The sequence below is a fragment of the Patescibacteria group bacterium genome, from assembly GCA_028707065.1.
Classification (GTDB): Bacteria; Patescibacteriota; Patescibacteriia; order Patescibacteriales; family WJLG01; genus JAQTUZ01.
Window position 1 is genome coordinate 1 of sequence record JAQTUZ010000025.1, and the last position, 14556, is coordinate 14556.

General features: G+C 42.6%; 15 protein-coding genes and 1 tRNA gene. All 16 read right to left on the reverse strand.

From position 1 onward, the window contains the following. Window positions 1-66: 66 nt before the first annotated feature. A complete protein-coding gene (locus PHE24_06275; GenBank protein ID MDD4902712.1) occupies window positions 67-258 on the reverse strand; it encodes a hypothetical protein in 192 nt (63 codons plus the stop codon). Between the two features lie 187 nt (window positions 259-445). Then, the gene (locus PHE24_06280; protein MDD4902713.1) at window positions 446-733 is read right to left on the reverse strand and encodes a hypothetical protein; all 288 of its coding nucleotides are present in this window, start codon (window positions 731-733) and stop codon (window positions 446-448) included. Between the two features lie 1149 nt (window positions 734-1882). Continuing rightward, window positions 1883-1954: transfer RNA gene (locus tag PHE24_06285), tRNA-Asn, on the reverse strand. Between the two features lie 272 nt (window positions 1955-2226). Continuing rightward, on the reverse strand, window positions 2227-4305 hold the full coding sequence (locus tag PHE24_06290; protein ID MDD4902714.1) for a DUF2339 domain-containing protein: 2079 nt from the start codon (window positions 4303-4305) through the stop codon (window positions 2227-2229). Window positions 4306-4309: 4 nt separating this feature from the next. Beyond that, entirely contained in the window at window positions 4310-4939 is a 630-nt protein-coding gene (locus PHE24_06295) for a hypothetical protein (GenBank protein ID MDD4902715.1), read from the reverse strand. Continuing rightward, window positions 4936-5190, reverse strand: a complete 255-nt coding sequence (locus tag PHE24_06300) for a hypothetical protein (protein ID MDD4902716.1) — start codon at window positions 5188-5190, stop codon at window positions 4936-4938. Before PHE24_06300 ends, PHE24_06295 begins: the two co-directional genes overlap by 4 nt. Window positions 5191-5274: 84 nt before the next feature. After that, window positions 5275-5643 (reverse strand): hypothetical protein, encoded by a 369-nt coding sequence (locus tag PHE24_06305; GenBank protein MDD4902717.1) that lies wholly within the window; start codon window positions 5641-5643, stop codon window positions 5275-5277. A gap of 41 nt (window positions 5644-5684) precedes the next feature. Then, window positions 5685-6956, reverse strand: a complete 1272-nt coding sequence (locus PHE24_06310) for a sigma-70 family RNA polymerase sigma factor (GenBank protein ID MDD4902718.1) — start codon at window positions 6954-6956, stop codon at window positions 5685-5687. A gap of 321 nt (window positions 6957-7277) precedes the next feature. Beyond that, window positions 7278-9137 carry a DNA primase gene (dnaG, locus tag PHE24_06315; GenBank protein ID MDD4902719.1) on the reverse strand — a complete coding sequence of 620 codons (1860 nt, stop codon included), beginning with the start codon at window positions 9135-9137 and terminating at the stop codon, window positions 7278-7280. 39 nt (window positions 9138-9176) lie between these two features. Continuing rightward, window positions 9177-9620 carry a four helix bundle protein gene (locus PHE24_06320; protein MDD4902720.1) on the reverse strand — a complete coding sequence of 148 codons (444 nt, stop codon included), beginning with the start codon at window positions 9618-9620 and terminating at the stop codon, window positions 9177-9179. Next, window positions 9593-10039, reverse strand: a complete 447-nt coding sequence (locus tag PHE24_06325) for a hypothetical protein (protein MDD4902721.1) — start codon at window positions 10037-10039, stop codon at window positions 9593-9595. The genes PHE24_06320 and PHE24_06325 overlap by 28 nt, the downstream gene beginning before the upstream one ends. Before the next feature lie 144 nt (window positions 10040-10183). Next, on the reverse strand, window positions 10184-10531 hold the full coding sequence (locus PHE24_06330; GenBank protein MDD4902722.1) for a hypothetical protein: 348 nt from the start codon (window positions 10529-10531) through the stop codon (window positions 10184-10186). A gap of 178 nt (window positions 10532-10709) precedes the next feature. Beyond that, window positions 10710-11129 carry a hypothetical protein gene (locus PHE24_06335; protein ID MDD4902723.1) on the reverse strand — a complete coding sequence of 140 codons (420 nt, stop codon included), beginning with the start codon at window positions 11127-11129 and terminating at the stop codon, window positions 10710-10712. Window positions 11130-11134: 5 nt separating this feature from the next. Next, entirely contained in the window at window positions 11135-11521 is a 387-nt protein-coding gene (locus PHE24_06340) for a hypothetical protein (protein MDD4902724.1), read from the reverse strand. A 5-nt stretch (window positions 11522-11526) separates the two neighbouring features. Continuing rightward, window positions 11527-11943 carry a hypothetical protein gene (locus PHE24_06345; GenBank protein MDD4902725.1) on the reverse strand — a complete coding sequence of 139 codons (417 nt, stop codon included), beginning with the start codon at window positions 11941-11943 and terminating at the stop codon, window positions 11527-11529. Between the two features lie 23 nt (window positions 11944-11966). Then, window positions 11967-14556: hypothetical protein (locus PHE24_06350; protein ID MDD4902726.1), on the reverse strand; the 2590-nt coding region annotated here is incomplete at its 5' end.

Consider the following 14556-nt stretch of genomic DNA (forward strand, 5'->3'; position numbering starts at 1 on the left):
CGGCCTTCGGCCGGATGCTTTTTTGCTCATCCCGCCCCTGGCGGGATACTTTTTTTCTTTTCCTTTTTAAAATTCAGCGTCGGGGTTTTCTTTGAAAAAAGTTCGGATGTAGTTCAACAATGAGAGCATTTCTGTACACGCCTTCGGCGTGAGGGGCCTTTCTTTTCCGCCCGCAGGGCGGAAGGGGGCAAAATTTGTTTTAAAATAAAGAATTTTCCAAGCTTCCTTCGGTTCAATAATGACTTCCCCTTCCTTCAAGGCGAGGTTCGCGTAAATTTTAATTTACGGCCCCGCACGCTTGCGGGGCAGCCGATTTTTCCGCTCCCCGCTTTTTAGCGGGGGCTTAAATTATTAATCAATCCAGCAAAGAATAATTTTTAATTTTTCAATTATGAAATATTTTCTTTACCTGCGAAAATCAACCGACGAAGATGACAAGCAAGTTTTATCTTTGGAAGCCCAAGAGGCGGAATTGAAAGAATTTGCCTTGCGGGATGGCCTTGATATCGTTGCCGTGCTGACTGAATCGCAGACGGCCAAGTGCCCGGGCCGGCCAGTCTTTAATGCTATGCTGGCGCGGATTGAAGCTGGAGAAGCGGACGGAATAATCGCCTGGCATCCCGACCGGCTGGCCCGGAATTCCGTAGACGGCGGGCGGATAATATTTTTGATTGATACACTGGCCGTCAAAGCGCTTAAGTTTCCGACATTTTGGTTTGAGCCCACCCCGCAAGGCAAATTCATGCTCAATATCGCCTTTGGGCAGTCAAAATACTTTGTGGATAACTTAAGCGAGAACGTTAAGCGGGGTTTGAGGCAAAAACTACGGCGTGGTGAAATGCCCGGATTGGCGCCTCTTGGATATTTGAACGATTTGCGGACACATACTTTAATTCCTGATCCGAAACGATTTAAGCAAGTAAAGAAAATATTTGTTGATTATTCAACGAGAAAATATTCTTTGCGGGATTTGCGGGAGTTAACTATTTCCGCCGGACTGTTAAGCAGAGCTGGAAATATTCTCTCCTGCTCCACCATTCAGCTGGCTTTATCTAATCCTTGCTATTACGGCGCTTTCAAATACAACGGCGAATTGCACGAGGGCAAGCATAGGCCAATGATCTCAAGGAAAATTTTTGAAGAATGCCAAAAAGTGATGAAGGATAAATCACGGCCAAAAAAACGCAAGCTGGGGCATCTGCACGCCTTCAGAGGTCTTTTAAAATGCGGCGAGTGCGGATGCACCATAACTTCGGAAGTGCAAAAAGGACATATCTATTATCGCTGTACGAAAAAGAAAGGCGTTTGCTCGCAGAAATATATCAGAGAAGAAAAATTGGCCGATAGCATTTCCGGCATTCTTCAAAAATCTTCCTTGAGCGCGCCTTGGGCTAATGAGATGATTAAAATATTGGAATTAGAAAAAGCCGAAGAAACCCAAGGCGCGGAGGCTTGGCGGAAAAAACTTGAACCAGAAATTAACGCCATCAGCGAAAAGTTAAATAAACTTTTGGACGCGCATTTAGACGGCACGCTGGACAAAGCCGAATACCTCACTAAAAAAGAAGAATTTATCAATTTAAAAACAAGCTTAAACGAAAAATCAAAGAGTTTTTCCGCCAAGCCCTATCATTGGCTCGAACAGGCAGAAAAGTTTATTTTAGACGCGAAACAAGCCGGAATCATCGCTTTAAGCGAAAACCTCCCGGCGAAGGGAGGTTTTCTCGGAAAAATCGGCTCGAACCTCGCCTTGAAGGAAGGGGAAGTCATTATTGAACCGAAGGAAGCTTGGAAAATTCTTTATTTTAAAACAAATTTTGCCCCCTTCCGCCCTGCGGGCGGAAAAGAAAGGCCCCTCACGCCGAAGGCGTGTACAGAAATGCTCCCGGGGTCGGATTCGAACCGACGACCAACTCGTTAACAGCGAGCTGCGCTACCGCTGCGCTACCCGGGAAAAATTGCAGTTTACAGTAAAAATCTAAATTGTAAAAGTGAAATTAAAACTGCCAAAGGGACTATCGTCAGATGCGCTTTCGGATAGAAAATTTCATAATTTTGAGAAATTTTTTTAGAAAATTTTTCAGGCAATGTGGTTCATTGGCTAAAAAATTTAATAAAAAAAGTTCCAAAATTTGGAATTTTATGCCGAAAAGGGCGTCTGACGACAGTCCCCAAATAGGCGGTTTAACTATATTATATAGAAAACCAAGCAATAGTCAATACTTTTTATAAAATCCGTTTTATTTTCTCTTTATATTTGTTATACAGGAACGAAGCGGCCAGGAGGATCACACCCAAAACCATGAAGGAAATGGTGCGATAAATGCTTTCCAGCTTGCTCGTATCATAAAGAAAAACTTTGAAAATCGTCACGGCCAAAACAGCAATCCCCTGATAGCGCAATTCCCGTTTATTCCAAACAAATCCCAGCAAAACCAAAGCTAAAGCCAAGATCGCCCAACCCACGGAGATCCAATAGCCGGAAAGCTCCAGCCAGAGCATAATGAACAGCGCTCCGACTCCCAGCCAGCTATAAATGACTGGTAATTTTTTCATAGCCGCTGATAATAATTCCTTTTGCCGCAAATTAAGGATATAGCCGGCATAAAGAAGAACGATGCCGATCAAATAAGCTAACAGCCTCCATTCTTCCGCCACATGGCTAAACCCGTCCATGAAAATCAAATCATAAAAAAGCATCTTCGCGAAAATCGCCAAACCAACGATCAAAGCCACCGTCCTGAACTCGGCAAATCTTTTAACCGCGGAAATTGCCAGCAGAACGGCAAAAAGCGCTGACCAATAAATAGTCAAAAATTGGGAATTGTCTCCGCCTTCCAGAAGCGGCAGGATGGCCAAAATAAAAGTCGGCAAAATCGCGTAAAAATACGGCACCAATTCTTCGAAGCCGGCGGAAATTTTTTCCCGGGCTCGAGCGATCAAAAAATAACCCAGATAAAAACAAATCGCGGCCGAACAAAACGACAAAGCCCTGGCGCTGTCGCCCAAGTTATCCCAGGAAAAAGAACCCAGCCGGGAATCGAACAATAATATTCTCCAGCCGATGACAAAACTCAAACAATAATAAAAATATTCCATCGGCCGGTAATTTGTTTTGAGATATGACGCCAAAAGAACCAAGGCCAGGATCGACCAAGTGATGGTGATCAAACTTTTTTCAAAATACAACGGAATGGCGATGGCCAGAAAGGCCGCGCCGAGATAAAAATAGACTTGGGAAATTTTTTTGCGGCCGGAAAAATAGGCAATCGCGCAACAGGCAAGATGAAAGATCGACAAGCCCAGGCAAAAAACGGCGTCATAGGCCGGATAAAAATACTCAACCAGCTCCAAGCCGGCAAAGAAAAATAAAATTGAATTAGCCAAGCCGGAAATAATCACCCGATTCTCGATCTGCGGATTTTTATCTTGGCGGGCGACGAACGCCGACTGGAGAATATAACAAAGGAAATAGGCGCCGAGGAACATCGCGCCGACCGAAAAATCATTATTATCTTGGCGCCAAACAAAATAAATGATGAAGGTGCCGAAAATCGCGGCCAAGCCAAGCAACGGCCATTTTTTATAAACAACCACCGCTGCCATCGCTACGGCCAAGAATAAATTGTAAACCAGCATCAAATACCCGAAATCAGAACTTAACAGACAAGTGAACAAGCCGAGCATGAAAGCTTCCGCGGCGACAATTTGCAGATTATCCTTAAGCGAAAAGCCGACGGTTATCAGGGCGACAATACCTAAGAAAAAAATATCCCAGCCCTGGGTGATCCCGATCGCCTGGCGATACTCGGTGAAATTATAAGCGGCATAAACCAAAAAATAAATCGCCGCTAAACCGCCGCCGACCAGAACCTTTCCCCATTTGGCGTATCTTTGCCGCCGAGACGCGATTTCCCCGATCACGATCAAAGAAATTCCGGCGATAAAACCCATGGTCATCCTCGCTACCGGGCCCAAAAAACCATTGTCGCTTAAGTATTTGACAAAAAAACCGATACCGACGACCAAGGCAAAAATTCCGATAAAGGCAAACCATTTTTTGCCGATCTTTTCTTCCAAGCCGGCTTCATTCATTTTTTTCTCGGCCGGAACCGCCGGTTCAATTTTTTCTTCCGGCACTGCGGCGATCTTCGCCTCCCGCCGTGATTCAACTTCCTGGATCACTTGCGTTAGTTGAGCATCATTATTATACCCCGCCGTCAAAGTTTTCAAGGAATCAATGATCAACCGGTTTTGACGTTTTAATTCATCCAATTCTTTTTGTAATGATTTGAGCGTCGGCATAAAATTATTTATTATAATTTAATTCGATAAAACCGCTGCCGGCCGTAGCGGTCAAGTTCTGATGATCGGGGCTGGAGTAAAGAAAATCAAGCATTGATTTGGCTTGATTGCGCAATAAGGTTTGGGCGAGCCAGGCCGGAAAATAAAAATTGTGATAGCGGGCTTTGGCCACCTGAAAATTTATCCTTCCGGCGACGGTGACAATCTTGGCTTCCAGATAAAACTGGCCGGTAAAATTCTTCACCAACGAATACCCGGAAACTTTGATCAAATTATCGGAAAAGCCGACGGCCACGTCGTGAGCCACCGGATCGGTGGCCGAGGCTAATTCTTGGGCGATCAAATAATTAATTTCCGCTTCGGTAAAATATAAATTGCGGCTGTCGGAAAAAACTCTCGAAACATCGCGGTCAAGATAAGCTTTTTCCCAATTCTTTAATTTATTTTCCGCGCTTAAGGTGGAAAGTTGCGCCGCTTCCGCGGTCAATTCCTTTTTTACTTCGACCGGACTCGGCTGAACGTCTTGATGAAATATTTTTTTTCCCAAATTCATCACGTCAACGAAAGAAAAAGCGTGAGCGGCCGCCGGCGCCAAAATCGCCGCGGCGATAATAAGAATTAAAAAATTTTTCATACTTTTCCCATAAACCAATAATTCACCACCCCAAAAGCGATGATCATGGTAAGAATTACGGTATTGATTAAAATGCCGATTTGACCGGCATTCTTGTAAGCTTTCCAGGTGGAATAGATCCAAAACGGCTGGGCGGCCAGATTCAAGATCAAACCCCACTGGGGAAGCTTGAACGAGATGGCCAAATAGCCGGCAATCGTGAAAAAAGGGATGAAGATCTGCGCGGAAATATCAAAAAGATTTCGTTTCATGAGCTTAATTTTTTAGGTAAAATTTACGATGGCAAGAAGCGGATGGAGAGGTTGAAAATTAACCTCTCCATCCCGGAATTTTTACTATCGGTTTTGTTCTTTCTGCAAAGCCTGACGCGCCGCATCGTATCCCGGTTCATTCATCGCCTCGGGTCCGCGAAGTAAAAAGGAAAGAACGTTCCTTTCGGCTGCGGTGGGAATATCGCGCAATCGGTGAATTGCAGGAATTTTTGCCTTCTCTTCGTCAGAAAAGCGGGACGTGTCGATTTGCGGAATCCTTGGCGCCGACAATGGCATGCCCAATACCGCATCAAAATTACCTCCACAGCTAATGCAAGTGAAACGACCATGATCGTCCGCGGGAACCATCTCTTCATGACACGTCGGACAATCCGGACCCTTGCCATTTTCTTTCAAATAACGATCGGTTTGATCCCAATATGAGCCGGGCACGATTCACCTCCTTGATAAAGGACAATGGGTTATAAATGAAATTAATAATCACGCAATTTTTTGATCGAGACGTCTTTCTTGATCTTTTCCAGAGCTTTGGCTTCGATCTGGCGGATGCGCTCGCGGGTAACGTCGAATTCCTGGCCGACTTCTTCCAGGGTATGCGCCACGCCATCGGTCAGACCGAAGCGCATTTCCAGGATTTTCTGTTCTCGCGGAGCCAGATTGGCCACGATATTTTTCACGTAATCCTTAAGCAGTTTCAAAGCGGCCGAACGGTCAGGCGCGACATTCTTTACGTCTTCGATAAAATCTTCCAGCACCGAATCTTCGTCTTCATCGCCGACCGAAGTTTCCAGCGAGATCGTATCCTGCGAAATCTTCATGATATATTTGATCTTGTCCAATTCTTCGTTCATTTCCGCGGCAATCTCTTCCGGCAAAGGTTCGCGGCCAAGATCCTGCACCAGGCGGCGCTCGACTTGCTGGAATTTATTGATCGTCTCCACCATATGCACGGGAATGCGGATCGTGCGGGATTGATCGGCCAGAGCGCGGGTGATCGCCTGCCTGATCCACCAGGTCGCGTAAGTGGAAAATTTATAGCCTTTGCGATATTCGAATTTTTCCACGGCGCGGAACAAACCGATATTGCCTTCCTGGATCAGGTCCAATAAAGATAATCCTTTGGCGCCGGCGAATTTTTTGGCGATTGAAACGACTAAACGCAAATTAGCTTCGATCAATTTTCTTTCCGCCTGCCTGTCCCCTCTTTCTTTGCGCTTGGCCAGCTCAACTTCTTCTTCGGTGGTTAAAAGCGGCACGCGGCCGATCTCTTTCAGATACATCTGGATCGAATCCGAACTTAACTTGGACAGATCGACGGTCGGCGCCAGCATTGATGTTCTTTTTTCTCTTTTGTCGCCTTTCTTGTCGCCTTTTTTGGACGGCGTCAAATCGGCAAAATCCAAAATCTTACCCGTATCTTCAATAATCTGGATGCCGTTGTCCTGCAAAGCTTCCAAAAAAAGTTCATAATCATAGACATAATCCTCGACATTGGAGAACAAATGCAAAATTTCCGTCTCGGTCAAAAAACCGCGCAGCCGGCCTTTATCTAATAAATTTTTCACTTGCTCCGGGTTCGGCGCGGGCATGATCATCACTTCCGCCGCCGGTTTTTTCTCGTGATGCTTATGCCACTTTTTATGCCGAAACTTTTCGCGATAAAGCTTTTTCTTTAAAGCCCTTTTGGAAGGCTTCGCCGCCGCTTTTCTCGCCGCTTGGTTTTTCTTCTTGGCGCGTTGTTTCATTTTTTATATTAAACTTTTATAAATGGCTCGGGCATATAATGCGAATACTACAAATTATACGCGAATACTACAAACACTTAAGACGGAAACGAACTATCTTGTTGGTCTTGTCAGAATCTCACCCTTTTGTCATCCCGATCCGCCCCGGGCGGAGAGGGATCTATTTTGCAGGAATCACAAACTTCTTCGACAAAAATTTTTAAAGTTATTATACGAGTTTCTCGGATAATAGATCCTTCACTCCGCTCCGCCGGCTGGCGGAGCTCCGTTCAGGATGACAAAAAAATATTGCTCTATGCTCCATGTTCTCATGCTCCCATGTTATATGTTTTCCAACTCCGCGTTATTTTCCGCGTTTTCTTCGGACAGCCTGGTCAATTCGGACATTAATTTTTCCGCTTCCTCCACTTGCCCTTCGTTTTCCAATTGCTCGATCAAACGGCTGATCTCGCGACGCCGCGTTGATAAATAATTTTCTTTCAAGGCGATGATGACGCGGATGATTTCATTCTTGGCTTTGTCCTCCTCCAAGCCGTAAAAGTCCTTATCGCCAAGAATGACAATTTTTTCCAATAACCGAAATAGGCCATCGTTGCCTAGGCCGTCATTTTGGCTTGATAGCCAATTTCTAAACTCTTGATAGTTGATTTCCTTGCTGACATTATCCGCTTTGCTGATATTATCATTATAATAAATTATCAAGTTTCTGTAAAACGTTTTATTGTCAGCGCCGAAAATATGATCAAGATTCAAGCGGTTGACGATATAATCGAAAAAAGAAGGAAATTTGATGGTCAGCGCCAGCAAATTTTGCGAAAGTTTTTCTTCGCGAGTTTCGCGGCGGGGCGCGGCCTCGGCGGCAATGGCCGGCGCGGCAAAAGGCTTTTTTACTTTAGCCTGATTCGCCACCAAAGTTTCCCGCAAAGCTGTTTCTCCGACCTGCAATTTTTCCGCTAATTTTCGCAACCAATGATCCTGCTCGATGCGGTCGGGCAAGCGGGCGATAATCGGCAAGATGCGGCGCGCGGCTTCGCGCTTGCCTTCGGATTCCTCAATATTATAAGCGGCAAAAATTTTATCGAAATAATATTGCATCACGTGCTTGGCCTCGCGGACCGCTTTTTTCCAGGCTTCAATGTCGCGGCGGATCAGTTCGTCCGGATCTTTGCCTTCGGGAATGGTGATCACTTTGATATTCATCTCGGCGGCGAAAGCTTCGCGGATGCCGCGATCGGCGGCCAATTGTCCGGCATCATCCATATCAAAAGAAAGCGAGAGATTATTGGAATATCTTTTTAACAATTTTAATTGCTCGGCGGTAAAAGCCGTGCCCGAAGAAGCGACGACATTTTTAAATCCGGCTTGATGACAGGAAATGCAATCCATCTGACCTTCAACCACAATGGCGTAACCCTGGCTTTTAATCTCCATTTTGGCTTTGTCCAAACCAAACACGACACGGCTCTTGGAATACAACATTGTTTCCGGACTGTTGATGTATTTGCCCATCTGCTCGGTCGCCTCGCGTTCCGGCGAAACGCGCGCCGTAAACGCCACGGTGTTACCGTTGATATCATTGATCGGAAACATGATTCGGCCGCGAAAACGATTATAAAAACTGTTGCGGCCTTCTTTCTTTATCGCCAGGCCGGCGGCATTGATTTCCAATTCGGTATAGCCTTTCTTTTTCAAAACATTCAAAAGATCGTCCCAGGAATCCGGCGAATAGCCGATCTGCCAATCCATCACGGTTTTTTCGGTGAGTCCCCTTTTCTGATAAATATATTCGCGAGCCGCGGCAGCCAGAGGCGATTCCAAAAAAGTTTGATGATAGAAAATTGCCGCCGTTTCCATGATATCCAGCAAACGGTTGCGCTTGGAAGATATTTCCGGATTTTCCCGCTTCAACTGCACGCCGGCTTTGGGTGCCAAAATTCTCAACGCTTCGACAAAAGTCACGCCTTCCATTTCCATGATAAAAGAAAAAATATCTCCGCCTTTGTCGGTGGAGAAACAATGCCAGATCTGTTTTTCCGGCGAAACGATGAACGACGGGGTTTTTTCCCGCTTGAACGGCGAGAGCGCGGAAAAATTCACCCCAACCGCTTTAAGGTTCGGGACGTATTCTCTGATGACATCGACGATATCCAATTTAGATTTTATTTCTTCGGAAATCTGCATATTAAAAAAAATTGAAATTGGAAATTAGAAATTGGAAATTTACTTATTGTCTTTTTTTGCCTGATAAGTTGAGCTAATGTGATTATTTAGCCTTGGCGCTAATTCCTGAGAGATTTTTACCATCTCATTAAAATCATTTTCGCAAACGAATTTTCTTTCTTTCAGTAAACTCAGCCAATGCATAATTGCCTCGGCATGCGATCCTCTGGCATTATAATAAAATTTTATCTTATCTAAATAGTGAAATCTGAAATATCCTTCGGCAATATTTGCGCCAATCGAATCAATAGAATCGATGAACTGGTCGCCCATTGTTTTTTTAATTCTCCAATCTAATTGTTCGTAGACAACCCAAGCGCGAGATGATAATTCTCTGGACAATTGATAAATCCGCAAATCATTTAATTTAATAAATTTGGAATTTCCCATAATTTCAAATTTCCAATTTCGAATTTCTAATTTCCGAATATCTTTCTCAACCAACTTTTCTTCTCTTTCGGCCTAACCGGTTCATCACGGAAATCCTTGTTGCCGATGCCGGCGAAAGTTCTGTCGGGCGATTCTTCCGGCTTATCGATTGACAAGCCCTCGGCGCTCGAATCTTCGATCAAGAATCCTTTCAATCTTTCAATCTCATTGCCCACCAGTTCGCTGTCATATTCGGCATTGTGCATATGCGCGCCTTCGTAGCTCGCTTTTTTCTGGTCAAGATGCAAATTGAAAACCACCCGGTCATCGAGATCTTCAAAATACATATGGAAGCGCGGATAAAAATCCCGGCTAAAACGCCGGACATAGCTGTCGTGTCCGGTCACCGAATCATGGATATGGGCATAGCCGACCTTGCGCAAGAAGATGTCGGGATTTAAGTTCAATCGTTTTTTATTGATCGCTAATTTCATAATGATGCTATTTGTCTATTTATTATCGTCTAAAAAATGGCAAAAGTCAACTGACAAAAATTGCTGCTTATTCCCAGAAAATGCGGATTTTAGCTTAAAAAAACAACCTTCAGGAGAAGGTTGCTGTAGCAATGGGGATTCGGGCTATTTCAGGAATTTTTCCGCCGGCCGGAAAATCCTTTCCACAAGCATGACGGCGATTTTCGTTTCGTGAATTTCGCGATAAAAGTAAACCGCCGCATTCAAGACTAAATTCGGGTCCCAGAAATCTTCAGACAGTTGATCGAAAGACGTCTGATCGTTGTGCAGATTGAGGAAAAAGCCCCTGTTTTTATTCTTCAATTGTTTGAGCATCTCTCTGGTCTGCCTGACTTTAAGACAGAATTCCTTGAAATCTTCCGGAATAGGAAAATTTTCCGGCAAAAAGTTGAAATTCTCGTAATACCACCTGATCCGTGCCTCGGGTATTCTGGTTAGCTCTTCGACTGGCATCGATTCCTCCCTTGAAAAAATGAGCGTGAATAATATTGGTTAATTAATTCCAATTTCATATTATTCTGACAGATGGGAGAAAAATTGTCAATTCAAAGCCTCGGAGAAACAGGCCAATGCCTAAAACTATCAATGAACTTAAAAATTACTTTTAACTTTGTCATTTTCTTAAATTGAACTACTTTTTAGAAGCTTTTAGAGGAAAAAGAAGGAGAACCAAGAAAAAAGAAATAATTGTATAAAGTCCCGATAAACTTGCAGCAATAAACCCGGAACCAATTGGACCAATTAAATAACCTCCGCCACCACCCATACCTGATAAAAGCGGTATTGCCAGGAGATAAATGGGAAGATACCTGCAAGTAAACTTTAACCATGCCCTGAACACTTCCTCTTTTATAAAATAAGTTATCGCGGAGAACAATAGAATAGGTAAGAATAATAAGAGATAAGCACTAAAATAAAGAAGGTTTGAACGACAATCATAATTATTTTCTCCACACCAGAAATCAAGTGTTTTATTTCCACCTATTAATAAAAGATTGATTACCGTCATTGCTAGCGAAATAAAAAACACTTTCTTTTTTGTCATTTTCATACATTCTATCCCATCATTGAAAAAAGTGGGCCTCCAAAAATAATACTAATATAAAGGAGTGTTGATATTGCCGTAGCTAATAAAATTATCAATGTCGTAAAAACTGCCAAAATCTTGAACTTAAATTTAACACTTTTTTTAATTAAAATAATTAAAATTCCCAAAATTCCAATGAACTGGATAATAAAAACTATTCCGAATATCATCATAAATAAACCCTCGAATTCGCCTCTGTAGTTTAACAAAAAATTACTTCTTAATTGATATAATTCGGGTGTAAGACGAAGTAAAAAAGCAAATGTGCTGGCCACCGGATTCCATAGCAGCTCCGGTATCAAAAACATTGCACAAAACACGCCCAACCAAATTTTTTGTATTTTTTTCATACCCATTTAAACTATTTTTTAGAAGCTTTTAGAGGAAAAAGGAGGAGAACTAAGAAAAAAGAAATAATTACATACAATCCCGATAAAGTTACAGCGAAAAATTTAGAATCCATGTGCCCTATCAAATAACCACCGCCACCGCCCATATCAGACAAAAACAGTATTGCCAGAATATAAATCAAAAAATACCAGTAAGTAAATTTGAGCCATACTTTAAACACTTCTTCTTTTATAAAATAAGTTAATATAGAGAACAATAAAATTGGCATAAATAACAAAAAATAATAACTAAAATAATAAAAATTATCTTGGCAACTAAGCTTTCCTTTCCCACACAAAAAAGTCAACAGTTCATCACTTCTTAACAAAAACCAAGTTATCACTGCTACTAATGAAATTAAAAACGCTTTCTTTTTTGTCATTTTCATAGATTTAAAATTATAATAAATATTTATAGTTCATACCCAACCACGCCTTTGTTCAAAATTAATTTGCTGGCATGAAACCCGGTGAATATTTTCTTTTGGATAGCTGAACCTTTTTCTTTCAATAACACCGTGGTCTGGTTTTTCTTGCTATCATAGACCGCTTCAATGGCATAAGTTTTATTCACAACAATAGTCTGACTTAAGACCGTGCTATTCAAAGGATTCCAAAGATAAACAAAGGATGAATTTGGAAGGTTGATAATTGAGCCCGCATTATACTGAACGCCGGTAAGTTTGGCGATGGTCAACGATTTGCCCGCGAAAGTTTTTTGAAAGAATAATTTCGTGGTATTGCCAGCCTCGTCGGTAATAGTATAAATGTTCGAGGACTTGGAAACTATAGTTTGACTCAAATTATCAAATCCTTCAACTTTCAAATCTTTGGTTGGCGGATCAATGGAAATTTTCGGTTCCGGTGCGGTTTTATCAATTTTAATTAATAACTTTTTGATTTCCTCCTTATTTTCTTGATTATCAAAGGAATAATACAATACGCTCGTAGTTCCTTCCGCTGACATCTTAAATGGCGCAGTATAGTTATTATAGGTCACTCCATTGTTAAGGGAATAAAAGGTTTGTTTTACTCCGGTATCGCTATCTGTGGCTGTAAACGATATTGTCGCGTCAGATACATACCAACCCTTCAATCCAGCTACACCAGAAACAGAAGCGGTTGTTACAGGAGGAACAAAATCAGGAATAACGACTTCGCCCGGCTTAGACGCCAGCGTGATATCTGAAACGCCATCGCCATTTTCATCAACAGATAATGGTGAAATATTTGCCACTCCCCCATCTTTAGGAATATCAAGAGTGGCTATGGCGCCAGTCAAAACCGGAACAGCGGCAAAGGTCGTAGTACTGATAGTTTCGTTACCTCTAACCTCATTCACATCAAGAGTGAATGAACCATTATCCTGCCCTTTCATTACTAAATGGAGATTGGCTGATGCTGGAGCACTGATAAACTTAACTTCGCCAAATTCTTGATAACTGCTACCGGGGATATTTTCTTCATGAATATTCGTGGAACTTGATAAGCCAGTATGATTGCCTTGGTCGTCATATAAATCAAGAGATAACGGGGAATGAAGAATGAAATAAAGCCTGGTTTCCTGATCAGCATTCTCTGGGGCAGTCATAGAAATATATTGAGGCAACTGGTCCGTACTATTTGTTATTATATTTTGAATAAACGTTCGAAGTTGGGGAACTTCAAGAATATTTCCGTGCGAGCGGCTAGTCATAAGTGTTTGTTTATTATTATAACTTCTTAAATCAACAAAATACCTCTTTGTACTCGCCGATTCCGGCGTCCACAAAGCACTGGGCGTAAGAACCGTGTCATCGCCATCAAGAACTGTTTCTGGACGATATTTTAATGATTCTACCGCAACGCAGCCAACAAAAGGAAACGATGACGATAAGCTACAATGCGAATCCCATCCCCGATAATACTCAATTGTTTTTATTGTATCAACGCCCCAACCGGCAATCTCAGTCAACTCAACTCCGGCCGGAGGAGTCCAACTATCATAAGTATTATGAAATGCTTCTGATTTGTTTAATAAAAATTCGTTAAGTACTGGAGGAGAAAAAATATTATTTTCAGTTGGCAAAATTTCACGCGATTGATCGGTAAGAAAATCATGCATCGTTCCCGCAGAACTAATCTCCGCGCCGTATTTTTCTCGCCAAGGAGCTAACATTGGACTGTTGTCAAAAGTTATCACCGAATCATTAACGGAATTAAAATAAGACAAAGAAGGGAGAAGATTAAAAGCACTTGGCATATTTTGCCCTAACGTGCGTATAGCTGAATTTGAAATGCCAAAAGTTGAAAGCCAGCTTGCGGGAAGGGCCATATCAAAACCGTGCAGCAAAGCACCGATTGCCTTTGGCGTTCCAGTTTGAGGCACGGCCACAAAAATAATCTTATCAATCAAGCTTGAGGCTTCAGGTCCGAGTTTATCAGTTAATTCCTTAGTAACAAGGCCGCCCATTGAATGAGCCACAATCGTCACCTTGCCGGTTTTTGATCCAGCCGCCAATCGGCGCAATTCTTTGATGATATACGGGGTTGAAGTTTGCGCAAGCGTGCCCGAATAATATATTCGCCCATTAGATAGTTTGTTGCCATTGTTCACAAGATCGTCTATGGAAAGACGCCAATCATAAGGAACTACTGAATAATCGTTGATTATATGCTCGGTATTTTTCATTGAATCTAATTGATCCAAAAATGATTTATAAATATCGCCCTTAATCGGAAAATAAGCATTATCAATAACATCGCGAGTGTAAATATCCTCTCTGTCGGGAATGCCAACAGAATTCAAAGAAAGATTTTCTATCTGATTATTGTTTCCACTCGGCTCCCAAAGTTTTGTGGTACCGCCGTTATAATCATGTTTATATAATCGGCTTCCTTCAGCGCCTGGTAAAAAAAGGACATTAGAGGAGCCGGAAATAACTATAAAATCTGTGCCAACCGCCGGATTGCTCATCGTCTGCCAAGCCGAGGCATTGCCTTGCGAATCCACGGCTCTGGCC

What these genes read in the sequence shown, in the direction of transcription:
- PHE24_06325 (MDD4902721.1), bottom strand. Translation starts at nt 10,039, where the DNA reads ATGAAATTAGCGATCAATAAAAAACGATTGAACTTAAATCCCGACATC.
- PHE24_06340 (MDD4902724.1), bottom strand. Translation starts at nt 11,521, where the DNA reads ATGGGTATGAAAAAAATACAAAAAATTTGGTTGGGCGTGTTTTGTGCA.
- PHE24_06295 (MDD4902715.1), bottom strand. Translation starts at nt 4,939, where the DNA reads ATGAAAAATTTTTTAATTCTTATTATCGCCGCGGCGATTTTGGCGCCG.
- PHE24_06345 (MDD4902725.1), bottom strand. Translation starts at nt 11,943, where the DNA reads ATGAAAATGACAAAAAAGAAAGCGTTTTTAATTTCATTAGTAGCAGTG.
- PHE24_06335 (MDD4902723.1), bottom strand. Translation starts at nt 11,129, where the DNA reads ATGAAAATGACAAAAAAGAAAGTGTTTTTTATTTCGCTAGCAATGACG.
- dnaG (MDD4902719.1), bottom strand. Translation starts at nt 9,137, where the DNA reads ATGCAGATTTCCGAAGAAATAAAATCTAAATTGGATATCGTCGATGTC.
- PHE24_06310 (MDD4902718.1), bottom strand. Translation starts at nt 6,956, where the DNA reads ATGAAACAACGCGCCAAGAAGAAAAACCAAGCGGCGAGAAAAGCGGCG.
- PHE24_06290 (MDD4902714.1), bottom strand. Translation starts at nt 4,305, where the DNA reads ATGCCGACGCTCAAATCATTACAAAAAGAATTGGATGAATTAAAACGT.
- PHE24_06330 (MDD4902722.1), bottom strand. Translation starts at nt 10,531, where the DNA reads ATGCCAGTCGAAGAGCTAACCAGAATACCCGAGGCACGGATCAGGTGG.
- PHE24_06300 (MDD4902716.1), bottom strand. Translation starts at nt 5,190, where the DNA reads ATGAAACGAAATCTTTTTGATATTTCCGCGCAGATCTTCATCCCTTTT.